This is a genomic window from Paenibacillus sp. BGI2013, assembly GCF_002843485.1.
GTDB lineage: Bacteria > Bacillota > Bacilli > Paenibacillales > Paenibacillaceae > Paenibacillus > Paenibacillus amylolyticus.
This window is the reverse complement of record NZ_PJFA01000014.1, coordinates 1-24,117: the sequence shown is the minus strand read 5'-3', so window position 1 is coordinate 24,117 and position 24,117 is coordinate 1. Positions and strand designations below refer to the sequence as shown.

Here is a 24,117-nt window from a genome sequence, read left to right as displayed (position 1 = left end):
ATGTGTCTCCGTCACTGAGGAAACAGTCGTTGAACACAGGCTGTGAACATGCAAACTGTTCCCCACTTCACCGCGCCTACTCTGTCACTCCAAGCTTCTTCATTAGCAAGTCATGACTCTCATGAATCTCTTCTGCCTTACAGGCAGACTTCAACTCATACACCTTCACCTGTGCGCGACGAATCATCGGCAGATAGGCATCATAGAAGTTCATATCCTTACTGTGTACATACGGGCACCAGTGATCCGAGAGACCAAGTGTCTCATGGATATGGACCCCTACGATATCATCCATCAGGCCTTGCATTTCTCCCACACTGTCATAAAGGCCCATTCGGTCCATCATGATGGCATGACCGGTATCGTACCAGATACCAACCGGAGCCCCTTTGAGAGCTGTGATGATGGTCTTGGCTTCGGAAAGGGTAGGAATCTGTTGTGGTCGGGATCTCGTCTCGATACCAAAACGAACATCCAGACCTTTAGCTGCCGCCCGATTGCATACCTCATCGAGACTGGCGATAATTTTCTCTACATACCCTGAACTGAGAGCTTCCCGCCGCTCCATCAATTCAGCCCATTTGCTGTGATACTTCGGTGAATCCGGACCTTCCTCGTTATAGATCTTTCCAAGGTCTTTGCTGATATCCTCAGGAAAAGGTACCTCTCCCGGGTGTACAACAACAGCTTCTCCCCCATAACGTTGGGCATATTCAGCCGACTCTACCAGCAGTTCGATCGCCCGCTTGCGTTTCACTTCATCTTCGAAGCCGAGCAAGATGGAATCCGTACCGTAGTCTGGATCAGGGTCATGTGGAAAGGTGTTGTGGACACTAGAAATTCCGATCTCTCCACGCTCAATCATGGGCTCAATCGTCGTGAGCATCTCCTTCGTCACATTATAATTGAGCTCCACCCGACGAAAGCCGAGATCCGCAATCTCCCGAATCATATCTTCCCCTATGGGATGTTTCCTGATGTTCCAACATGTTGAGAATGAGTATTCGCCCTTGTCTATGTGCTGCATCTGTTTTCCTTCTCCTCCCTCTGGCTAAACTTTTTACATCAGCCTTAACTCAACCTTTTACCGCGCCAAGCATCGCACCACTGACAAAATACTTTTGCAGCCACGGATAAACGAGTAGAATCGGAACGGTTGCGAAAATAACGGTTGCGGCCTTGAGACTCTCGGGAGTCAATGGCGTACGGTTAGCACCCTCCATCTGGGTAAGCTCGCTGACCATATTGTTCTGTACCATTTGGAATAACTTCAGTTGAAGCGGGTACAGCTTCGGATCATTAATATACATCAGGGAATCCTGGAATCCATTCCAGCGTCCAACCGCATAGAATAGCGCTAGTGTAGCCAGTACTGGCATGGATAGTGGCAATATAATTTTGAAGAGCGTGTGTACATGGGAACTGCCGTCAATCTCAGCGGATTCTTCCAGACTTTCAGGAATACCTCTGAAGAAGGAAATCAGGATAATCAGGTTAAACGGACTGACCAGTCCTGGCAGAATCAGTGCCCACACGGAATTAAGCAAGTTCAAGTCACGAATGAGCAAGTACTCGGGAATGATCCCGCCACTGAAGAACATCGTAATGATGATGACATACATGAAGAGCTTGCGCCCTTTCAATTTTTTCTTAGTTAACGGGTATGCAGCTGCCAGTGTGAACACCATGCACAGCACAGTAGTAGCAATGGTCAGAACTGTCGTGTAACCCAGTGAATAGATCATCGACTGATCAGAGAACACCTGGATATACGCATCCCAATTGAATTCTTTCGGGAATATGGTCACTTCTCCTGACGTAATCGCACGGTTAGAACTGAATGAGATCGCGATCGTGTGCAGAAATGGAGCCAGGCAGAATATAACAAACAAGGTGATAAAGGAGATATTAACGATATCAAAAATCCGGTTTGAGGTGCGTTCACTCATATGCGCACAGCTCCTTTACTGATGGTCTATACAAACAAGCCGATTGGCGTCTCTTCCGTTCATCCACAACCTACAAAATACCTTCACCGGTTGCTTTCTTCGAAATATAGTTAGATCCTAGCACGAATATGAGTCCCACCACTGCCTGGAACAGTCCGACGACAGTTGCCAGCGTGTATTGTCCTGATTCAAGACCAACTCTGTATACAAAGGTACTGAGTACATCGGAATATTCACGCACGGCCGTATTACCAATGATATAAGGCCGATCAAAACCGATGCTGACCATATGTCCAAGATTGAGAATAAGCAAGGTCACGATGGTTGGTTTAATACTTGGCAATGTAATATGCCAGATTCTCTTCAGCCGCGATGCTCCATCGATCTCAGCTGCTTCAAACAATTCCTTGTTGACGCCGGTTAATGCGGCCAGATATAGAATGGTTCCCCATCCTGCACTTTGCCAGACACCTGTGAAGAGATACGTCACAAGCCATGGATTTTTTTCTGTCAAAAATGGTATTGAATTTAAGCCCATGCTTTCCAGTACACCGTTAACCATACCGGATTGATTACCGAACAATTGGTACACAATTCCCCCGATGATTACCCATGAGATAAAGTGAGGAATGTACAATATCGTTTGTGAGATTTTTTTGAACCATTTGAATCGAACTTCATAAAGCATGATCGCCAGAATAATAGGAGCTGGAAATGAAACGACCAGATCAAGAAAATTCAGCATAAAGGTGTTGCGCAATGTCGTGTAGAAGTCCCGCATTCCAAATACTTCGCGAAAAGCATCAAAACCGATCCACTCACTGCCGCTGATTCCCTGAAACAGGTTAAAGTCCTTAAAGGCGATCTGTACACCGTACATCGGTCCATAACGAAAGATTAAAAAGTAGATAATGGGCAGTGAAATCAGAGCGTATAATTGCCAATACCTCTTCAAGTATGTGGTGGTCAAGTCGGTTTCCTCCTATCAACAAGGAAACGGCTGTGCCGCCAGTCCGGCGGCACACGTTCCTTTCTAGTTAAGCAGTAGTATGGGTATCTGTCTTGGAGATTGAAATGTGGAGCTACTTAATTTGCAGGAAGTGCCTGAACTGCTTCTTCAAGTTCTTTTTTCAGTTCAGTACCACCCAGAGACATGAAATCAGCCATTTCTTTTTCATATACCGCATCGAATTCTGCTGGCTTAGCCATCGCTGTTTTTACGATAATGACATTTAATTTGTCTTTGAGAGCTGTGCTGTACTTCATCTCTGCTTCAATCGGTTTGTCGAAAATGATTGGTCCTACCGTATCGGTGTTAGCAATATCAATGGATTGTTTCAGCATCTCCTGATTATTTTGCGGGAAGCCCATAATCCATGCCTTTTCATTCGTCGCTTGATCACCAATGTTTTTACCGTTCGAGATAATGGCTGTATCCCCTGCGTTAAACAGACGATCCTGCGCTTCCTGGGATGCATCCTCTTTCACTACTGGAATGCCGTCTACCAAATCATAGTTCTCGCCTTCCACACCACTGTAGATATCAATCAGATTGTTGTCAGATGCCATCCAGTCGAGATATTTGATCGCTTCGACAGAACGTTTGCTGCTCTTCGGAATCATAATGTACATACCATTTGTTCCGTAGCGTGACTTGATGTGTTTGTTGTCTGCATTTGGATTGGTGTACACATCAACCGGCAACACTTCACTGCCACTCACATTTTTATGCAAATTATCCAGTGTGCCATCTCCGTAGAACATGGCATCCACATCTTCAGACCAGTAACCTACGTTACCGTTTTGAATGTCTTTCCCTAACTGCGTTTTGTCTTCATCCAAACTGAAGTCTTTGCTGATCAGACCTTCGTTGTACAGTTTGTTCAGGAACTGCATCGATTCTTTGAATCCTTCATGCAGTGGCAATTCATACCGTTGACCATAGGTCAGGTCGCCACTAACTGGCTTGATGAATGAGTAGATGAGCGTTTCGAATTGAGCTGGTGCAAGAGCCATACCCATTGGGATGTTTTTGCTTCCGAGACCACCAGGATCTTTATCCTTGAACGCTTTCAAAGTTGTATATAATTCATCCGTGGTCTTCGGCGCTGGCAATCCCAGCTTATCGAGCCAATCCTGACGGATGTAAGAACTGTATCGGCCTGTGATAGCACGTTTACCCGGAACAGCAAACTGTTGTCCTTCCACTTGCCCAAACTTCAAAGTATCTTCACCCAGGAACTTCTTCAGGTTCGGACCGTGCTGATCAATCAACTCTCCAACATCAGTCAAACCACCCTGCTGGGCATACCGATAAAACACGCTTGAGTCATAAACAAAGACAATATCAGGGACATCCGTATTGCTAGCCATCAGGACGTTCAGCTTGGTAACTTCCTCAGAACGCTGAACGGGTACAAACTGTACGTCAATATTGTTGGGATCACCGAACTTCTCCTGAATCATTTTAGATAGATAGTTGTTCGTAATTGTGTACGGTGAAGGACTGTTACCACGGTCAAAAATCTCCACCTTTAAGGTAACGCGCTCGCCATTGCCTGATGTTCCGCCTTCAGCTGATTCTTCTGATGCTGATGAGCATCCCGCAAGTAAAGAAACGCCCATTACCATCGTAAGCGCCAAACCCATCCATTTCTTTAGACTCCCTTTGGTTGCTTTGCTTCTCATTTTGTCATCCCCTTTGGCTTTGCGTGAATGTTTAAAGCTTGCCCAGAGTATTTCACATTTTTCCGTCATCCTGCAATAAACCTCTTTCGGAAGCGCTTACAAACGGATTATGGTTTATATGTTAAGCCTATTTTCGCAGACTGATTCTTTTCCCAAAGCTGCGCTGCTCTAGGCTTTGACGGCACTCTTCGCCTCAAGGATCAGAACTGCCTGTCCCAAGTCGGATAAACCATTTTCACACACTGCCTATATTCGTAAACGGGAAAAAAACAGGAATATTAGCTTGTTATCCTGCGAAAACAGTTGCATCCGATTTAGTATAAGAGTATTGTTCAACGAAAACAGGGCGAACCTCTGCAAGCCTCTCTCCTAAGTGGAAAGTGACTACATGAAATTCACCCTGTGTTATCCTGATGTACAGATCTCAGAATAGGATCACTTTTGCTTTACTCTTCGGGTTCTCGATGTTCACGTTTCAAACGACGATAATCTCCTGGTGTAATACCCGTTACCCGCTTAAATACACGTCCCAACGTAATTCCATTTGCATACCCCACCTTCAGGGCAATATCCTGCAAAGAGTAATCGGTATTGAGCAGAAGCTGCTCCGTCTCCTTCATGCGAAGCTCTGTAACAAAATCAACAAACTTCATGTTGAATTCTGTCTTGAACAAATAACTCGCATGTTTGCCCGTAATCTGGAATCGATCGCTCAGATGTTTCAATGAAAGATCAGGATTCGCAAACTGTTCTTCGATATAATTTTTCATTTCGTTGACCATGGCTTTGTAGCTCTTGGTTTCCGTTACCGCTACATACGTTCTGAACAAGTCCGTCAGACCATCAAACAAAAGACTTTTCACATCCGCAAGCGTCTCTGCCTCTTCTACAGCACTCAACCATCTGTTGATGTTTTCTTCGGACAGCTCTTCCTGGAGTCCTTCCGACATCATGGCCACCTCTCGGCTGAGCATCTGTAACATGGCCTGAATCAGAGAACGAATCTCATCATCCGGCAGTTTGTTCTGTTCAAACGCTGTAAAGATCTCCTCCAACTGTTCCCGCCACTGTCCACTCGACATCCGGAACCGCTTAACAAAGTCCGCAATCATCTGCAGATAGGTATAGGTATCCAGCAAAGGATGCTGCGTTTCACCGCAGTCGGCTTGGCCGACATCTCCAGTCATCAACAGTTTACGTTGCATTACCGCTTCTGCGGCCGCATAGGAATCTCGTATTGTACCGATTCCCTGAGCGATAGGTCCAATGCCAAAGCTTAAGGAAATGCGTAGATTTTGTTCTACCCAAGATTTGCATTCCTCAGCTACAACACGAATCTGCCCAGACATATCCAAGTTGTTATCATTCTGTTCTTTGAACACAAAAAGGATTGCAATTCGATCCACACTAATCCATTCCGTCCAGCATTGGACTCCCGTATTACGTGACAGCTCTTGCAAAACGTTCATCAAGGCAAATTTCAGCGTATTTTGTTCACCTCTCGTGTACCTCTCCTGAAATCCCTTCTCATAACGGTTAATCTCTCCAACAACAACGACAAAACGCGACGAGTCATGCACGTCATTCAATGGAGAAAGCTCTTTTAATTGCTCTGCTGCATTTTCCATGTGTTCACCATGCAACAGGGCATTGAACAACTTGCTGCGCTGCATAAGTACATTTTCCCTGCTTTTCTTGTCATAATCCATCATATGATTAATCAGATTCTCAAGCACACCGTCAATCATCTTCATCTCATCCGTGCGAGCACCTGAGTGTTCGAACGCCCGAATCTGATGAGACTCAATCCGGTTCATGATGATCTGAATGGGTTTATAGTTACGGCGAGTAATATACACGATATATACAATCGCACAGATGACAGTCACAATAGCAATGATCACCCATACATAAGATATGACCGATACCCAGCCAAATAAGTTGCCAGCCTTAATTCCACTGGATATTGTCCAGCCCAGTCTTTCTAGCGCTAGCCTATTCAGTTCCTGACCGTCTATCGAGCCCTCTTGGTCCGAATGTGCGTTATACACAACCTTACCGTCCCGATCCGTAATCGTCAGGAATGAGAGCTGACCATTAACCATACTATCTACACTCTGTTCAATGCTGCTCATCTTGATATTAATGACCAATGTGCCCTGAGAGCCAAAAGGCAAAGGCATGTCCTTGTTCACGGTTAATACGCGAATAGGGGTACGTTGAACAGAGTCCGCATCGAATTCCCGGACCGGCTGCCAGCCTGAACCGATCGACCCGGTACCCATCTGATCAATCCATGCCTTATCCGAGAAACCTTCCACTTCTCTGGAACCACTTACGGTCAGAACATGTTTATTTCGCTTGTCATATAGATAGATGGACTGAATCCATGAGGACGAATTGGATAGCTCACGTAAATTCTGCGCAATTGCATACACCGTGTCCGAGCTGGTCAGGTTTGTGTTATTAAAATAGAGTTTGTATGCCTGCTGACTCTGTACCGTTTCCAGGATGGATAGTTCAATATCCCTGATTGTGCGATCCACCGTGTCTATCATATAACTGGAGGAAATCCGGTCTGCTTTTTTTGTTTCCTCTTTAGAGATGTCATTGATGAAAACAAACGCGATGAAAATGAGTATGGTCACCGTAAGAAAAAAAATTGGGAAGTACGAGAACAATAACCGATAGTACCAATTACGAGACAATAGACCCCACTCCTCACTCCACGATGCCAATGTTCTCAGCCGTGGTTCTACTGTTCAGCATCCATCTCACCTTAGGGGCTGAATACTATATGATAACGCTATCATAACTGATTTTATGTTATTATAGCACAAGCCTCTGAGCAGCAAAGCAAGAATTGAATTCAAAGAGCCAAAACAAAAAAAACCGTGCTGAGCAGATAACAACTCAGACACGGAACAATTCATCTGGCAGCACACCGTTATATCTTCGATGCTCTAAATGCCAGAATCCTTAAACAATGTGGCCATGGAGCCACCATCCACAATAATGCGTACAGCGCGGGCCAGCATTGGCGCAACAGGTAACACTTTGAAGCATTCAGGGTGGTCATCTGGCAGTGCGATCGAGTCCGTAACGACCACCTCTTCAATTGACGGGTGATTCAATTTACTTACTGCCCCATCCGAGAACAATCCGTGTGTTGCACATACATATACATTTTTGGAGCCACGTTCCTTCAACCCTTCCACGACATTCAGAATGGTTGTTCCAGTGTCGATCAGATCCTCAATAATAATAGGTGTCCGTCCTTCTACATCACCAATGACATGGGTAATCACCGATTCATTATGGCTTGGACGTTTCTTGATCATAATGGCAAATGGAGAATCCAGACGGTTCGCCAGCTTCTCTGCCATCGATGCTCGTCCCGCATCCGGGGAGACGACAACAGGGTTCTCGATTCCTTTGCTTAACAGATAATCACTAATCAGATCCAGTGATGTCATATGGTCAACCGGAATGTTGAAAAATCCCTGAATGGCCGCTGCGTGCAGGTCAATCGTTACCACTCGATTGGCGCCAGCCGTAGTTAATACATCTGCTACCATCTTGGCCGAGATCGGTTCCCGTGGTGCGGATTTGCGCTCTTGACGAGCATAACCGTAATACGGAACAATGATGTTAACAGTGCGCGCTGAAGCCCTCTTTGCAGCATCAATCATCACAAGCAACTCGACAAACAGCTCGTTGATCGGATGAGACAACGACTGTACCAGAAACACATCACAATTACGAATCGTTTCTTCATAATGAACGTATATTTCTCCGCTCTTGAACCTGGACAGCTTGATCTTGCCCAGTTGTACACCCAGCTTGTCACATACCTGTTCTGCCAGCTTAGGGTTCGATGAACCGGAAAAAATACGTAACGAATGCTGCATAATGCCCTCCCGAGGGTTGAAGTCCCTATATAATCCCTTATCTAAAAGCGAGTGTTCAAAAAGACCGGTTTTCAGTACCGAGAAGATGGGATAAAGCTAGAAATGGAGTAGCGGAGCGTAGGCAAAACTACGTGAGCAACGGACATTTCGGCTGAATTCCAGCTTCGATGCTGAAGATGCCATTAGGCATCCTTCGTAATCAAAGGCGGAATTTTTGAACTACCTCTAAAAGGTTATTTCCTACCCTCATTATACTCCAATGGCTTATACATTTAAAGGAATGAACGAGCGATGACGGCCTTCAAAAACAGCGACTTCCGTACAGCCCAACTCATGTAAAAGTGCTTCAGCTTCAGGCAAATAATCGCCCAGCTTCAGTGGGTCATGTGCATCAGAGCCCATGGTTAATGGAATACCCAAGCGAATGGCTTCTGTCAGCATTCTGCGACTAGGGAACATCTCGGCACAAGGCTTCGATATCCCGGAAGCATTCAGCTCCATGGCGCAACCACTTTTGGCAATAGCCTGCAGCGCTGCGTTCTCCAGTGAGATACGTTCTTCTGTCTGCTCCGTTGAAGGAACAAAGCCAAACCGTTTAATGACATCCGTATGACCCATAATATCGTACATGCCCGTGGCGGCTGCCTTGCTTACGGCATCGTAGTACTGACGATATACCTCAAGGATGTCTTTGCCCTCCCAGTGATGGGTCTGGCGGAAATCCGTAATGTCCCATTCCCCGAGGAAATGAACAGAGCCAATCACATAATCCCATGGATAACGCTCAATGATCGCACGGATCTCTGTTTCCCAGCCTTCAATATAGTCACCTTCCAGACCAACACGTACGTCAATCTGCCCGCGGTAACGTTCTTTCAGGGAGAAACACTCCTCTACGTAACGCGGCAGCTCATCCATAGGCATCGCCATTTCCGGATAATATTGAGCCGGATCGACATGCAACAATGGTATGTGATCGGACAATCCAATCTGGGATAGTCCGATCTCCACACCACGCTGTACGTACTCTTCCAGTTTGCCAACGGCATGTCCACACCGCTCATGGTGTGTATGATAGTCTATACGCACGAAACTCGCCTCCTAATCGCGGCGAGGCCGTTCATGACGGCGGCTCAGCTCTGACATAATGTCGTCCAGCGGTAGCTTGCGCTCTTGTAACAGGACGAGCAGGTGATACATCAGGTCACTGACTTCCAGACGAAGCTCGTCATTATCTTTATTTTTGGCGGCGATGATCGTCTCGGACGCTTCTTCACCGATTTTTTTCAGTATTTTGTCTACACCTTTATCAAACAGATACGTTGTATATGCACCCTCAGGACGCTCACGTTCACGCTCTGCAATAACGGATTCCAGTTCAGCCAATACCTCAAAGCGACTTTCGGAACCGGAATTTGCAGAAGCAGATGCCGCACCCGCTTCATCCGAAGCCTTGTCTGCCGATTTCTCTGGCAAACCAATGATTTCATTATGGAAACAAGTTACTGCCCCTGTATGGCAAGCCGGACCGTTCGGTTTCACCTCAACCAACAAGGTATCGCCGTCACAATCATATTTTAGGGAAGTAATCGTCTGCACGTTGCCAGATGTTGCCCCTTTATGCCACAACTCCTGACGCGAGCGTGACCAGAACCACGTCTCACCGGATTCAAGCGACAACTTCAGAGATTCGCGATTCATATAAGCCATCATCAAGACTTCCCGAGTATCTACATCCTGCACAATGGCAGGAACCAATCCTTCACTCCAACGAATGTGCTCCACAACCTGTTCCAAGGACAACTGTTCCTTGATTTCATCACTTACTTTAGTCACGGATCTCCACCCCTTGTTCTCTCAAATGTTGTTTTAACGCCGGTACGGCGATTTCTTTGTAATGGAAAATCGTTGCGGCCAGCCCTGCGTCCGCTTTGCCTGTGGTAAATACATCATAGAAATGAGATTCCTTACCCGCACCGCCCGATGCGATGACTGGAATACGCACAGATTCGGATACCGCTGCCGTCAGCTTCAGATCAAAGCCATCTTTTGTTCCGTCCGCGTCCATACTTGTGAGAAGAATCTCCCCCGCGCCCAAGCTCTCAGCCTGTTTAACCCATTCCAGCGCCTTGATCCCGGAGGGTTTCCGTCCACCATGGGTATAGACTTCCCATTCGCCCCAAGCTTCGTTATACTTGGCATCGATCGCTACCACGATACACTGCGAGCCAAAGCGACGTGCACCATCTGCAATCAACTGCGGATTAAGTACCGCGGCTGTATTCACTGCAATTTTATCCGCTCCTGCACGGAGAATCCGCTTCATGTCCTCTACCTTGGAGATGCCACCACCTACCGTAAAGGGAATAGCGATCTCGCCTGCTGTCTGCCGCACGACTTCTTCCATCGTTTCGCGACCTTCCACTGAAGCGGAGATATCGAGAAAGACCAATTCGTCCGCGCCCTCGCGGTCATATAGCGCCGCCAGCTCTACCGGATCACCCGCATCGCGGAGATTAACGAAGTTGACGCCTTTGACGACCCGGCCGTCCTTCACGTCCAGACAGGGGATGATTCTTTTTGCCAGCATGCTACCTCTTCCTCTCTACCCGAATATCCTTTACTTGTTTACCGCACGTACTGCTTCAGACAGATCGATACTCCCAGTATACAGCGCTTTACCCACGATCGCTCCACCAACACCATCATCTGCATGACGACTCAGACGAAGCAGATCATCCATCACACTTACACCACCGGAAGCAATAACCGTCCGTCCGCTCGCCTTGGCAAGAGATACAATCGCTTCTACGTTAGGACCCTGCATCATGCCATCACGGGATATATCCGTAAAGATAAACGTTTCTGCGCCATATGCCGCCAGTTCCTTCGCGAGCACCTCTGCCTGTACTTCCGATGTTTCAAGCCATCCGCGGGTTGCCACGTAACCATTACGAGCGTCGATGCCAATTGCCACTTTGTCGCCGTAACGTCCCAGTACTTCCTCTGTAAAAGCACGATCCTCAATCGCTGCTGTTCCAATGATCAGCCGGCTAACACCCAGACCCAGCAAACGTTCTACATCCGCTACCGTACGAAGTCCGCCGCCCACCTGAACAGGTACGTTCACAGCCGAGGCAATCCGCCCGATCAGCTCATCGTTAACAGGGTGCCCTGCTTTCGCACCATCCAGATCCACCAGATGAACGTATGTACCGCCTTGCTTCTCCCAGGATAGAGCCACTTGAACCGGGTCATCGTTATACACGGTCTCCTGATTATAATCTCCCTGCACCAGTCTTACACATTTGCCGTCCCGGATATCAATCGCCGGATATAGGATAAAAGATGACATACAAGGCCTCCTGAATATGAATTAGATTTGTACGCTTTCTATAGTTAAGAAGAGATGATGTTTTACCTTTGTACAGGTGCTCCTGTCAGAGCCAAAAAGTTACCGAGCAGCTTTATACCAAGCTCTCCACTTTTCTCCGGGTGGAATTGCATGCCGAAGTTGGATCCTCTGCCTACAATGGCTGTCACCGGATGTCCGTAATCCGTTACCGCCAGCAGATCGTCCCTGTTTTCAGTAAGCGCATGATAGGAATGGACAAAATAGACGTGACCTGCTTCAAGCCCCGTAAATAGCGGGTTTTCCGCGTGCAGGAATTCCAAACGGTTCCATCCCATATGAGGAACTTTCAACTCTCCTGGTGCGAATCGCACCACTTTACCTGGCAAAATATCCAGTCCTTCATGCTCGCCATGCTCTTCACTTGAGCTGAACAACAATTGCATGCCCAAACAGATACCGAGCAGTGGCTTGGACCCGGCAGCGGCTTCCTTCACCACCGTATCCAGTCCACTCTCCCGCAGATGAACCATCGCATCACCAAAAGCACCTACGCCTGGCAGAATGACACCATCTGCGCCAAGAATCTCTTCCCGGTCACCCGTGACCAGCGCTTCGTAGCCAAGACGTTCGACCGCTTTGCCGACGCTGTGCAGGTTACCCATACCGTAATCGACAATTGCAATCGCCATCGTCTACAGCACTCCCTTCGTAGAAGGCACACCCGTTACACGTGGATCAATCATCGTTGCTTCATCCAGTGCACGTCCCAGTGCCTTAAAGATCGCTTCAATCATGTGGTGGGTGTTCTGACCATAGTGCACAATAACATGTAACGTAATCCGAGCTTCCAGCGCCAATTTCCACAGGAATTCATGTACCAGCTCCGTGGAGAAACTGCCTACCTGTTGGGATGGGTATTCTGCACGGTATTCAAAGTGAGGTCGGTTACTCACATCAATAATGACCTGGGCGAGCGCCTCGTCCATCGGTACAAAAACACTGGCGTAACGCTTAATACCGCGTTTGTCACCCAACGCTTCTCGCAACGTCTGTCCCAGACAGATTCCGATGTCTTCAACCGTGTGATGATCGTCGATATCAATATCTCCACGGGCCTGCACGTTCAGATCGAATTGTCCGTGCTTGGTGAACAGATCCAGCATATGGTTCAGGAAGGGTACATCCGTTTCAATCGTGGATTGTCCTGTTCCATCTACATTAAAGGCCAATTGGATATTGGTCTCGTTTGTTTTGCGGTCAACCTCTGCTTGGCGCACTGCACCTTTGTTTTCAAGTTCCACACCATTATTTTGCTTATCCATTTTCCGATTCCGCCTTTCCTTCCTGTTCTAACCGTACAGCAATTGCACGGGCATGCCCTTCAAGACCCTCATGGCGGGCCAACTCTATAATAGCCGCTCCGTTCTGCAGCAGCGCTTCTTTACTATAATAGATCAGACTCGATTTCTTGATAAAATCATCCACATCCACCGGTGAACTGAATCGCGCGGTTCCATTGGTTGGAATAATATGATTCGGTCCGGCAAAGTAATCCCCTACCGGCTCCGAGCTGTATGGGCCGAGGAAGATCGCACCGGCATTTTCGATCCGGCCAGCGTAAGCCATCGGCTCCTGCACCATGATCTCCAGATGCTCCGGTGCAAGCCGGTTCACCACGTCGATCCCTTCATCGATGGAATCGACCACAATAATCGCGCCATACTGCTCCACGGAAGCAGCAGCGATATCCCGCCGCGGCAGCACTTCAAGCTGCCGCTGCACTTCGCCCTGCACGGCTTCCGCAAGCGTGGCCGAATTCGTGACGAGAATGGCCGATGCCATCTCGTCATGTTCCGCCTGCGACAACAGGTCGGCGGCGACGTACACCGGATTCGCCGTATCATCGGCGAGCACCACAATCTCACTCGGCCCGGCGATACTATCGATATCGACCGCCCCGTACACCTCGCGCTTCGCGAGCGCCACGTAAATATTGCCCGGTCCACAGATCTTGTCGACCGGTGCAATACTCTCCGTGCCGTAAGCCAGGGCGGCGATAGCTTGAGCGCCGCCAACCCGGTACATCTCGCTCACGCCTGCTTCCGCAGCAGCAACGAGGATGTACGGGTTAATACCTTCGCCACCGTTCGTTGACGGCGGCGTCACAAGAACAATCTCCGGCACGCCTGCCACCTGTGCCGGAATCACATTCATCAGCACAGACGATGGATACGCTGCTTTGCCGCCAGGTACATAAACGCCGACCCGCTTCAGCGGTCGGATGACCTGGCCCAGCAGGCTGCCGTCAGGCTGCCAATCCATCCACGAGTTGCGTTTCTGTTTCTCATGAAACGCACGAATGTTGGCGGCGGCTTGCCGGATCGCCGTCACAAAGGATGGCTCCACGGCTGCATAAGCCGCCTGCAGCTCTTCCTGCGGCACGCGCAATTCTGCGGCCGTCAGCTTCGTGCGGTCCAGCTGCTCCGTGTAACGCAACAGTGCCGTATCACCCTCACGGCGAATGTCGCTGACAATACGCCGTACCGTTTCATTTTGCTCCGGCGTGCCATACTCCACTTCCCGCTTCAGATCAAACTCCCATGCAGGTACAATTTTCATACGTACAACCTCCTCATCCTCTGTAATACCTGCCTTCTTGTGGCCGATTTGCTTCTTTATTTTGTCTCTTACTCTTAATTTTGCTTCTGCTTCTGCTTCTGCTTTACATGTTTCTCATCTATATTTCTGACGCAGTAGTTTATCCCCGAAGGCTTCCCGCAGAAATCTCATTCGATGCCGGTATGACCTGCTGAAGTGCATCACACAAAGCCTGGATTCGTGCATTTTTCATCCGATAACTTACCCGATTGGCGATAAGACGGCTGGTGATGTCCAAAATGCTTGTCATCTCCACCAATCCGTTCTCGCGCAGTGTCTGACCTGTCTCCACCAGATCGACAATCCGGTCTGCCAGACCAATCAGGGGCGCTAGCTCAATGGAACCATTCAGCTTGATCACCTCGACCTGCTGCCCCTGCTCCCGGAAATACTGTGAAGCAATCCTTGGATACTTCGTTGCAACACGTTGCTGGATGCCTGGCTTCCAGTCTGGAAGTCCGATCACAGACATACGGCACTGGGCGATTCCCAGATTCAATAGTTCGTACACGTCCCGATCTTCCTCCAGCAGCACGTCTTTACCAACAATTCCGATATCAGCAACACCGTACTCCACATACGTTGGAACATCTACTGGCTTCGCCATAATGAATTCCATTCCCGCTTCCGGTACTTCAATGACCAATCTGCGTGTATCGTCCACGTCTTCTGGAATATCCAGCCCCGCTTCACGGAACAATTTGGAGGCTTTTTTATAGATTCGGCCCTTCGGCATGGCCACCTTCAGAATATCCGACATCTCAGCGTCCTCCTTCTTCAGATCCGTAAGTAATAACCTGCTCCGCTTGAACGGTTCTTGCTTCAACCGATACGGCACTTGCCCCACCTTCAGGAAGAAGGAGTGTCACTACATTTTGTCCCATACTGCGTAATCTTGCCGCTTCTGTTAGTGCCTCGGCCCGACGCTTCGGGGTATATTGGATAAGTACCGGTTTTTTCTCTTCAATGGTAATGCCATGAACACCATCAATAATACGGTTCGTTTTCAGTGCAAATCCTGTAGCTGGCAATGAACGACCAAACTGTTGTAACAGATTATCATACCGTCCGCCGCTACATACCGGAGATCCCAGTTCGGCTGCATACCCTTCAAAGGTCATGCCCGTATAATAGGAGAAATCACCGATCATCGTCAGATCAATCAGCACATGCTCGGATACACCGTACGCTTCCAACACTTCGAATACAGCACACAGATGTGCAATCGACTGTGCTGCTTCAGCACTTGAACTTAGCTCTACCGCATGTGTGCATACTTCCTTACCACCACGCAGACGCAGGATCGCTTCAAGCTGTTCTTTCAACTTCGGCTCCAGATTCAATGCTTCAATTGACTGGCGATAGCCGACATAATCACGTCCGAGCAACCCTTCCTTCAATTGCTCCTGCTCAGCGGTCTGGCCTGGAATCACTTCCTCCAGTAATCCGTTCAGGAATCCCATATGACCCATTGCTATTTTAAAAGAAGACACTCCCGCTGCCTGCAAAGAGGCGATCGCAAGCGCAACAACTTCTGCATCCGCTTCAGGCGAGTCGTCCCCAACCAGTTCCACGCCCGTCTGAAAGAATTCAGCCTCACGCCCAGCTTCCTCTTCAATAGAACGGAATACGTTCGCATGATAGGACAGACGCAGTGGCAACTGCTCATCTTTGAGCATGGATGAAACTACGCGTGCAATCGGAGCCGTTAGATCCGATCTAAGTACCAGTGTAGTTCCCCTGCTGTTTAGCAATTTAAATAATTTACGATCTGATGTAGAGCTTGCCACACCTACCGTATCGTAATATTCAATCGTTGGTGTGATGATCTGACGGTAACCCCAGCGTTCCATACATTCCAGTACATTGCGTTCAATCGTCCGCAGCTTGGATACTACATGTGGTGTATAGTCGCGGAATCCGGTCGGTTTTTCAAAACCTTTTGGTTTGGACATTGGTAATATTCACCCCGAGTCAGTAATTTAAGAGTTGCACTCGTTCTATTTCAACAGGATTTATGTAGTGTAAATCCCCATTCTATCTTATAAACCTGAATCACAGTATTATCGCATAAGCCTTCAACTATTGGTTTAGTTCAATCTTTATCATGCTTCATTTCTCCAAGAATACTTTCACATGGTAAAGTGCTAACAAACTAAAGGATATGGGATATGATAACATGAAATCCGCACTACCGTCAACAATACCAAAGCTTGATTGCCCTTGGATCGACATATCGTTTTATATGCACACCATTACGCTCGCCAATCGGTATTTATATACGAAAAAAGCTGCCATAAGCAGCTTTTTACTTCAACCCATCTTCATTCATTACTTTATTGACTCAATGCACACTACCCTGAGAAGAATCATCCGTGTTAAAGACTGTTTCTTCCGTAGAAGCTGCCGCGCGGGATAAATCACGAAGTGGATTGCCTCCAACAAAAGCTCCTGGTGCAACATCCTTATGTACGACTGCTCCAGCAGCTACAACGGCTCCATCCCCTATGGTTACCCCGGGCAGAATCGTTGTGTTAGCACCAATCAGTACATTTTCCCCGATAATCACCTCACCGAGTCTGTACTCCTTAATAAGATACTCATGAGCGAGAATCGTTGTGTTGTAACCGATGACCGAGTTTTCGCCGACCGTTATTTTCTCCGGAAAAAACACATCCACCATCACCATCAGGCCAAAGGCTGTGTGTTTTCCCACCTTCATACCGAGCATTCGGCGGTAAATCCAGTTCTTCACCGATAGGATTGGACAATAACGTGACAACTGGATCCAGATAAAATTACGAACGCCCTTCCACGGACTCACTGTCTTGTAGATATGCCAAAGTGCATTCTGGTCCTCTACCGGATAGCGGGTTACTTTTCTCATGAACGTCCCGTTTCAATACGGATGAGTTTCAACAAGTCTCTCATGTCATGCAACATATAGTCGGGTCCATATCCGTTCAGGATTGTTTCTCCTTTAAGAGACCATGCAACCCCCGCCGAGAGTGCGCCCGCATTTTGTGCCGATTGGATATCCACTGGACTGTCACCCACCATTAACGTTTTGGCAGGATCTGCACCCAGTTCCGTCATCGCTTTCAGTACCGGTTCAGCGTGCGGCTTCGGATTCGTCACATCGGTCACTGTTACAATCGTCTTCATATACTTCAATAGGTCAAAACGCTCCAACACCTTTAATGTAGATGGACGAATCTTGGTTGTGACCACACCCATAACAATGCCAGCCTGATGCAGCGCCTCTACTACCTCAATAACATGTGGAAATGGTCTAACCATCGCTTCATGATGGATATCATTATAAGCACGGTAACCTTTCACGTACTCGGAGACTTCCTCCTGGCCAGAGAAAGTGCGCATTTGCTGCTCCAGTGTGCCACCCATATGTGGAATGATCTGTTCCCGTGTCCATGGAGCTGAATGCTCCCATCCCCCCATGACATGCTGGAATGAGCTGATAATCAACTCATTGGTATCAATAATCGTTCCATCAAGATCAAACAATACCGTGTCAATCATGTTGCATTACTCCTTTTTATCATCAACTTGCTTGGATTCATCTTTGGCTGGAGGTGTTACCTTATTCTCTTTGCCAGCAACTGTTCCCGTATGCTCCATATCATCTGAGGTAACTTTGGACGATACAATCGGATCACTATAACGAACATCTGCTTTACCTGTCACTCTTCTCACCACAATGAATACAACAGCAACAATAATGATGCCAATCGCGAGCAGTTGCGAGATTCTTACGTTACCGTAAGCAGGATCAAGATATCCTTGTTCAAAGCCCATTGCAGTCATTGGAGACCACAACCCGTTCACTAGTGAAGCAACCCACTGCGGAGCCTGGAAGCCCAGACTGTCCGTACGCAAAGCTTCAATAAAGAAGCGACCGATAGAGTACCAAATGAAATAAGACATGAACAGTTCACCTGAACGCAGAAACTTCTGACGACGCAGAACCAGCAGCAAGACCAGACCAACGAGACTCCACATCGATTCATACAAAAACGCAGGGTGGTGGAATACGCCTTCTACGTTCATTTGATTCACAATAAAGTCCGGCAGATGAAGCTTGTCTGTCAAAAATGATTCTTCTACAGGACCGCCGTAGGCTTCCTGATTCACAAAGTTCCCCCAGCGTCCGATCAACTGTCCAACGAGCAGTCCAGGCGCACAGATATCGGCCATACGCCAGAAGTTATATCCTTTACGACGGAAGAAAATAACTGCACAGATAATAGCACCAATAAGTGCACCATAGATGGCTATACCGCCATTCCATATTTTAAAGACATCCCAGAAATTATCCTTATAATCTTCCCATTTAAATGCTACGTAGTAGATGCGGGCACCAATGATGGCAGAAGGCACACCCAGCAGGACCATGTCCATGAACACTTCCTGTGGAATATTGTATCGTTTGCCCTCCCGGATCACGAGCAGGAGTCCTATAAGTGCCGCAGCACCAAGAATAAGCCCGTACCAGTGAACCTTTAACGCTCCAATAGAGAACGCAATCGGGTTCAACAGTAATAATGTATCCATTCATTCACACTCCTATTTATTCAATCAATCGCACGCATGACGAATGGTTGGCATACACTGCGCCTTAAGAGAAGCAGTACATGTCAACCATTTATCTTCATTTCCTTGTATAAAATGTTTCTTAATCCATGTCTTCCATATCTTCCGAGATGGTTGCTGTCAGCTTGTTCGTGAATTGCAGCGCAGCATTCAGACCCATCTGTTTCAGACGATAGTTCATACCTGCCACTTCAATAATAACCGCCAAGTTCCGTCCCGGACGAACAGGGATTGTAACAAGAGGTACATCCGTATCAATGATACGTGTAGTCTCTTCATCCAGACCCAGACGATCATATTGTTTATCCTGCTGCCATGCTTCCAGACGCACAACCAAAGTAATCCGTTTGTTATTCCGAACCGCACCGGCTCCGAACAATGTCATGACGTTGATAATACCGACACCTCGAATTTCGAGCAAGTGGCGGATCAATTCAGGTGCAGTACCGTGCAGCTGAAAATCTGACGTTTGGCGGATCTCTACCGCATCATCGGCAATCAGTCGGTGTCCACGTTTCACCAGTTCAAGCGCTGTTTCACTCTTACCAATACCGCTGCTACCTGTGATCAGCATACCTACGCCATAGACATCACAAAGTACACCGTGAATGGTTGCTGTTGGTGCCAATTTCTTTTCCAGGAATCCTGTGATCCGGCTGGATAGAATCGTAGTAGCCATATTGCTGCGAAGTACAGCCAGATTCTGCTCTTCACTGATATCAATCAGCTCTTGCGGAACTTCCAGTCCACGCGTGACAACGATACAAGGTGTCTCTTCCGTACAAAGACGTTGCATACGATCACGCCGCTCTTGCTCAGGTAACATTGCAAAGAAAGCTAACTCCGTTCTTCCAAGCAGCTGTACCCGTTCTTGTGGATGGTATTCAAAATAACCGGCCATTTCCAAACCAGGACGGTTCAGGTCATCTACCGTAATGACTCTTTTCAATCCGTGAGATCCAGAAACAACCTCCAACTGAAATTGCTGCACCAGTTCAGATACTTTCACTTTTTTCGCCATTTGTCTCTTCCTTTCAGCATTAGCTGTCCCTCTATGTACATCAGATCGTGTATCAGTTATTTCCATTATTAGCGCATTCACAACATGGGGTACAGAATGCATACCCTTCCAACAGTCGATTCTCTCAAATATATGAAGACAGACCTTCAAATAATCTTAAATGAATTCCGGGATGAATGCAATCGCAGCCTCCGACAACCATTAGTAAGAAAAGTCTTCTGATCGAAGCACCTTCTAGGATACTACATTCGTAGTTTAAGGGGTGTTTTTCTTACGATTATTAATCCTTCAACTCTGTCGAAACTTATAAATTCATTAATCTTAAAAAAGCCCCTTCCAGCAATAACGGAAGGGGCTCTCATTACAATGTATAATTGCGTTAACTGTCAGGTTCCATCGTCACCGAGGAATCCCAGTATTATTTGTCTTGAAGAAGTACGTTCACTTCAGTCTCTTTGTCAAAGATATGAACTTTGTTCATGTCGATGGCCATTTTAACTGTGGAACCATCACGAGTGTTAGAACGTCCGTCTACACGTGCGATCGTTGTATCATTACCAACACCGCTCAAGTAGAGGAGCATTTCGTGACCCAGGTTCTCTGTAACATCTACGTGTGTAGAGAATACAGAGTTCGGGGATGCTTCCAGGAATACTGGCTCTTCGTGAATGTCTTCTGGACGAACACCCAGAATCACTTCTTTACCAATGTATCCTCTAGATTTCAACACTTGTGCTTTACCTTGCGGGATTTCAACATCCACACCAGGAGCTATGAAATGCATGCTAGTACCTTGCTCAGCGAGTTTACCCGAGATAAAGTTCATTGTCGGGGAACCGATGAAACCAGCTACGAACAGGTTAGCCGGCAGGTTGTACAACTCTTCCGGAGAAGCTGCTTGTTGGATGATACCATCCTTCATAACAACGATCCGATCACCCATCGTCATAGCTTCGATCTGGTCATGCGTTACGTAGATAACAGTTGTTTCCAAACGTTTCGCAAGTTTAGTGATCTCAGCACGCATTTGACCACGCAGTTTGGCATCCAAGTTGGAGAGAGGCTCATCCATCAAGAACACTTGTGGATCACGGACAATCGCACGTCCCAAAGCGACACGTTGACGTTGACCACCGGACAATGCCTTAGGTTTACGCTCAAGCAAATGTTCGATATCCAGGATTTTAGCTGCTTCACGTACACGTTTGTCGATCTCATCTTTTTTAACCTTACGCAATTTCAAACCAAACGCCATGTTTTGATATACGCTCATATGCGGATACAAGGCATAGGATTGGAATACCATCGCGATATCGCGGTCTTTAGGTGCAACATCATTAACGACACGGTCACCGATATAGAGTTTACCTTCAGAAATTTCCTCAAGGCCTGCGATCATACGAAGTGTTGTTGATTTACCACAACCGGACGGACCTACCAGTACCAGAAATTCTTTATCTTTAATGTCCAGGTTAATGTCAACTACAGTTGCTTTATCAGAACCCGGGTATTTTTTGAAAATATGCTCTAAACGTACTCCAGCCATGATTGTTGCCTCCTCAGAGATCATTTTGTAATCGAATACAATTTGTATTTTTATAATACCCTATCAACGTGAGGTTTGACTATTCGCAAACTGCACAAAAATATCAATGCTTTTTCGTCACTTTGTACATTAGTAGTAAAAACTGCACTAGAACAGCACTTTCGAAGTGCCTCACATCGTAACCAATCTCCTGTTTTATCTTGTCCAGACGATAAACCAACGTATTACGATGAATGAAAAGTCGTTTCGCTGTCTCGCTGACATTACAGTCCAGGCTAAAAAAGGTCTCCAGCGTAGCAAGTGTCTCACTGTCATTGAAGATTACCGTGTCTTTACCAGTTTCCTTTATAAAACGTATACGTTGATCATCTGGAATGCTCGCTACCAACCTCTCCAGGTGAAGATCCCATGAGAGATGAATATGCTGCGTAACATGGAATGCTCTCCCTAAGTGAACACTTTCTTTAAGAAGAACTGTGACCGATACAAGTTGTTGCGCAGGAATGCATGGCAGAGATGCAGACAGATGGAACACCCCAGCCCACTCACTGGCAACCAATTCATGTAACCCCAGACAAAAAGCGTTCAGTGAATCCTTTTTGGCTTCCGTTGTATCTTCCTCGGCTTCTTCTGTAACAATTTCTTTATCACCCATGAAAATCCACTCTTGCTCCCCCAAAGGAATCAAGACTATCTCCTCGCCAAAGTAACTCTCAAGCAACTTGTTGAGTTCCTTGGATCGTAAACGATGTGCATCCGGTGTATCCCCTTGCAGCAAGAAGAGAATCTTCTCAGCATTTAATCCTGCGGGCACCACAAAGCGATCAGGAACCACTTCAGATTCCTGCTTGGTTGGTTCTTCGATCTGCTCTTTAAGCCAGAGACCCAATTCAGTCAAATACTGCTCCCTATCATTCTCATATACAACAGGTTGTACCTCATCGGGTAGAGCCGTGTTAGTACGGATCAAAAGCTCAATCAATTGTCGTGTCTCCACGGTAATAGATTTTGCAGGGCATCCCCAACACACGACAGTCTCTTCTTGCTCATTCATCCGAACCTTAAAAAATATACGCTTTCCCGTATTCAAACTGATCACATCGGATGAAATTGGAGATGCAGATTGATCAGATAACTCCTGATGCTCACCCTCATCACCAAAGATCTCTGAATTTTCATGTCGACCAACCAGATTCGCAACGGATTGCATCCATTCTTCTATTGTAATTTCATATTCGTCCAAATTTGTGCCTATAATGACTTCAATTTGCTGTTTTAGATCAGGTATGAGCTTCATATAATGAACGTCACCACTCTGCATGTTTTCTATTAGTTTATCATATCTTGCCCAGCATTAATAAATATCCATATTGAGCTAAAATTACATAACAAAAAAAGAGCAACTAATCAAATTAATGATTAATCACTCTTTTCTTAAAGATGAGTCATGAAGGGCTCGAACCTTCGACACCCTGATTAAAAGTCAGGTGCTCTACCAACTGAGCTAATGACTCATAAAACTGGTGGAGGATGATGGATTCGAACCACCGAACCCGTACGGGAGCAGATTTACAGTCTGATGCGTTTGGCCACTTCGCTAATCCTCCAGGGATTAAAGGTGGCTCGGGACGGAATCGAACCGCCGACACGAGGATTTTCAGTCCTCTGCTCTACCGACTGAGCTACCGAGCCATATTTAATTTTTAGGATTAATGGCGGAACCGACGGGATTCGAACCCGCGATCTCCTGCGTGACAGGCAGGCATGTTAGGCCAACTACACCACGGTTCCAGGCATTAATGGTGCCGGCGAGAGGACTTGAACCCCCAACCTACTGATTACAAGTCAGTTGCTCTACCAGTTGAGCTACACCGGCGTATATGGTGGAGGCTGAGGGGATCGAACCCCCGACCCTCTGCTTGTAAGGCAGATGCTCTCCCAGCTGAGCTAAGCCTCCTGGGTAATATGGTAGCGGCGGAGGGGATCGAACCCCCGACCTTACGGGTATGAACCGTACGCTCTAGCCAGCTGAGCTACACCGCCATATTAATTGTGTCTTGATTGCTTGTCCATCTTTAGGTAAAGATGGCGGAGAGAGAGGGATTCGAACCCTCGCACCGCTTACGCAGTCTAACCCCTTAGCAGAGGGTCCCCTTATAGCCACTTGGGTATCTCTCCAAATAACAATCATCAACATCATTCAAGGATTGCTCCCTGAAAACTAGATTCGAAACGAAACACGCGAATTACAACTTGCTATTGGATAAGCCCTCGACCGATTAGTACTGGTCAGCTCCATGCATTGCTGCACTTCCACCCCCAGCCTATCTACCTCGTCGTCTTCAAGGGGTCTTACATACTGGGAAATCTCATCTTGA

21 protein-coding genes, 8 tRNA genes and 1 rRNA gene are annotated in these 24,117 nt (G+C 47.1%); all 30 read right to left on the bottom strand.

Going from position 1 to position 24,117, the window contains the following annotated elements; all coding sequences use genetic code 11:
* Positions 1–76: 76 nt before the first annotated feature.
* Entirely contained in the window at positions 77–1,027 is a 951-nt protein-coding gene (locus CXK86_RS25955) for a sugar phosphate isomerase/epimerase family protein (RefSeq protein WP_036616197.1), read from the bottom strand.
* Positions 1,028–1,076: 49 nt separating this feature from the next.
* Positions 1,077–1,949 (bottom strand): carbohydrate ABC transporter permease, encoded by an 873-nt coding sequence (locus CXK86_RS25950; RefSeq protein WP_036616194.1) that lies wholly within the window; start codon positions 1,947–1,949, stop codon positions 1,077–1,079.
* A 70-nt stretch (positions 1,950–2,019) separates the two neighbouring features.
* Positions 2,020–2,919, bottom strand: coding sequence for an ABC transporter permease (locus tag CXK86_RS25945; RefSeq protein WP_036616191.1), 900 nt, complete (start codon positions 2,917–2,919; stop codon positions 2,020–2,022).
* Between the two features lie 116 nt (positions 2,920–3,035).
* Positions 3,036–4,637 carry an extracellular solute-binding protein gene (locus CXK86_RS25940; protein ID WP_036674794.1) on the bottom strand — a complete coding sequence of 534 codons (1,602 nt, stop codon included), beginning with the start codon at positions 4,635–4,637 and terminating at the stop codon, positions 3,036–3,038.
* Positions 4,638–5,083: 446 nt separating this feature from the next.
* A complete protein-coding gene (locus CXK86_RS25935; protein ID WP_036616187.1) occupies positions 5,084–7,345 on the bottom strand; it encodes a helix-turn-helix domain-containing protein in 2,262 nt (753 codons plus the stop codon).
* Between the two features lie 255 nt (positions 7,346–7,600).
* Entirely contained in the window at positions 7,601–8,548 is a 948-nt protein-coding gene (locus CXK86_RS25930) for a ribose-phosphate diphosphokinase (RefSeq protein WP_036616184.1), read from the bottom strand.
* Positions 8,549–8,812: 264 nt separating this feature from the next.
* Positions 8,813–9,637: a histidinol-phosphatase HisJ gene (gene hisJ / locus CXK86_RS25925; protein ID WP_101314802.1), complete on the bottom strand. Its 825-nt coding sequence runs from the start codon at positions 9,635–9,637 to the stop codon at positions 8,813–8,815.
* Positions 9,638–9,649: 12 nt separating this feature from the next.
* A complete protein-coding gene (gene hisIE / locus CXK86_RS25920) occupies positions 9,650–10,384 on the bottom strand; it encodes a bifunctional phosphoribosyl-AMP cyclohydrolase/phosphoribosyl-ATP diphosphatase HisIE (RefSeq protein ID WP_101314801.1) in 735 nt (244 codons plus the stop codon).
* The gene (hisF, locus tag CXK86_RS25915) at positions 10,377–11,138 is read right to left on the bottom strand and encodes an imidazole glycerol phosphate synthase subunit HisF (RefSeq protein WP_017691268.1); all 762 of its coding nucleotides are present in this window, start codon (positions 11,136–11,138) and stop codon (positions 10,377–10,379) included. Before hisF ends, hisIE begins: the two co-directional genes overlap by 8 nt.
* Positions 11,139–11,168: 30 nt before the next feature.
* Complete coding sequence (gene hisA / locus CXK86_RS25910) at positions 11,169–11,903, bottom strand: 1-(5-phosphoribosyl)-5-[(5-phosphoribosylamino)methylideneamino]imidazole-4-carboxamide isomerase (RefSeq protein WP_047841450.1); 735 nt, start codon at positions 11,901–11,903, stop codon at positions 11,169–11,171.
* A 62-nt stretch (positions 11,904–11,965) separates the two neighbouring features.
* Complete coding sequence (gene hisH, locus CXK86_RS25905) at positions 11,966–12,592, bottom strand: imidazole glycerol phosphate synthase subunit HisH (RefSeq protein ID WP_076216872.1); 627 nt, start codon at positions 12,590–12,592, stop codon at positions 11,966–11,968.
* 3 nt (positions 12,593–12,595) lie between these two features.
* Entirely contained in the window at positions 12,596–13,225 is a 630-nt protein-coding gene (hisB, locus tag CXK86_RS25900; RefSeq protein WP_036674766.1) for an imidazoleglycerol-phosphate dehydratase HisB, read from the bottom strand.
* Entirely contained in the window at positions 13,218–14,522 is a 1,305-nt protein-coding gene (gene hisD / locus CXK86_RS25895) for a histidinol dehydrogenase (RefSeq protein ID WP_101314800.1), read from the bottom strand. Before hisD ends, hisB begins: the two co-directional genes overlap by 8 nt.
* 139 nt (positions 14,523–14,661) lie before the next feature.
* Positions 14,662–15,321, bottom strand: coding sequence for an ATP phosphoribosyltransferase (gene hisG / locus CXK86_RS25890; RefSeq protein ID WP_101314799.1), 660 nt, complete (start codon positions 15,319–15,321; stop codon positions 14,662–14,664).
* Between the two features lies 1 nt (position 15,322).
* A complete protein-coding gene (locus CXK86_RS25885) occupies positions 15,323–16,516 on the bottom strand; it encodes an ATP phosphoribosyltransferase regulatory subunit (RefSeq protein WP_100526426.1) in 1,194 nt (397 codons plus the stop codon).
* Positions 16,517–16,905: 389 nt separating this feature from the next.
* Positions 16,906–17,448: an acyltransferase gene (locus tag CXK86_RS25880; RefSeq protein ID WP_036616162.1), complete on the bottom strand. Its 543-nt coding sequence runs from the start codon at positions 17,446–17,448 to the stop codon at positions 16,906–16,908.
* Positions 17,445–18,101, bottom strand: a complete 657-nt coding sequence (ppaX, locus tag CXK86_RS25875) for a pyrophosphatase PpaX (protein WP_100526425.1) — start codon at positions 18,099–18,101, stop codon at positions 17,445–17,447. Before ppaX ends, CXK86_RS25880 begins: the two co-directional genes overlap by 4 nt.
* 6 nt (positions 18,102–18,107) lie before the next feature.
* Positions 18,108–19,133, bottom strand: a complete 1,026-nt coding sequence (gene lgt, locus CXK86_RS25870) for a prolipoprotein diacylglyceryl transferase (RefSeq protein WP_100526424.1) — start codon at positions 19,131–19,133, stop codon at positions 18,108–18,110.
* A gap of 121 nt (positions 19,134–19,254) precedes the next feature.
* Complete coding sequence (gene hprK / locus CXK86_RS25865; protein WP_017691278.1) at positions 19,255–20,193, bottom strand: HPr(Ser) kinase/phosphatase; 939 nt, start codon at positions 20,191–20,193, stop codon at positions 19,255–19,257.
* Positions 20,194–20,611: 418 nt separating this feature from the next.
* Positions 20,612–21,739, bottom strand: coding sequence for an ABC transporter ATP-binding protein (locus tag CXK86_RS25860; RefSeq protein ID WP_017691279.1), 1,128 nt, complete (start codon positions 21,737–21,739; stop codon positions 20,612–20,614).
* Between the two features lie 103 nt (positions 21,740–21,842).
* The gene (locus tag CXK86_RS25855) at positions 21,843–23,060 is read right to left on the bottom strand and encodes a PucR family transcriptional regulator (RefSeq protein WP_101314798.1); all 1,218 of its coding nucleotides are present in this window, start codon (positions 23,058–23,060) and stop codon (positions 21,843–21,845) included.
* 120 nt (positions 23,061–23,180) lie between these two features.
* A tRNA-Lys gene (locus CXK86_RS25850) sits at positions 23,181–23,253 on the bottom strand.
* A 7-nt stretch (positions 23,254–23,260) separates the two neighbouring features.
* Positions 23,261–23,346: transfer RNA gene (locus CXK86_RS25845), tRNA-Tyr, on the bottom strand.
* 12 nt (positions 23,347–23,358) lie between these two features.
* A tRNA-Phe gene (locus CXK86_RS25840) sits at positions 23,359–23,431 on the bottom strand.
* A gap of 21 nt (positions 23,432–23,452) precedes the next feature.
* Positions 23,453–23,530: transfer RNA gene (locus CXK86_RS25835), tRNA-Asp, on the bottom strand.
* Between the two features lie 9 nt (positions 23,531–23,539).
* Positions 23,540–23,615 (bottom strand) — tRNA-Thr (locus CXK86_RS25830).
* 5 nt (positions 23,616–23,620) lie between these two features.
* A tRNA-Val gene (locus CXK86_RS25825) sits at positions 23,621–23,696 on the bottom strand.
* Positions 23,697–23,705: 9 nt separating this feature from the next.
* Positions 23,706–23,782, bottom strand: a tRNA-Met gene (locus CXK86_RS25820).
* 43 nt (positions 23,783–23,825) lie between these two features.
* Positions 23,826–23,917 (bottom strand) — tRNA-Ser (locus tag CXK86_RS25815).
* Positions 23,918–23,998: 81 nt separating this feature from the next.
* Positions 23,999–24,117, bottom strand: a 23S ribosomal RNA gene (locus CXK86_RS25810); the annotation flags it as partial.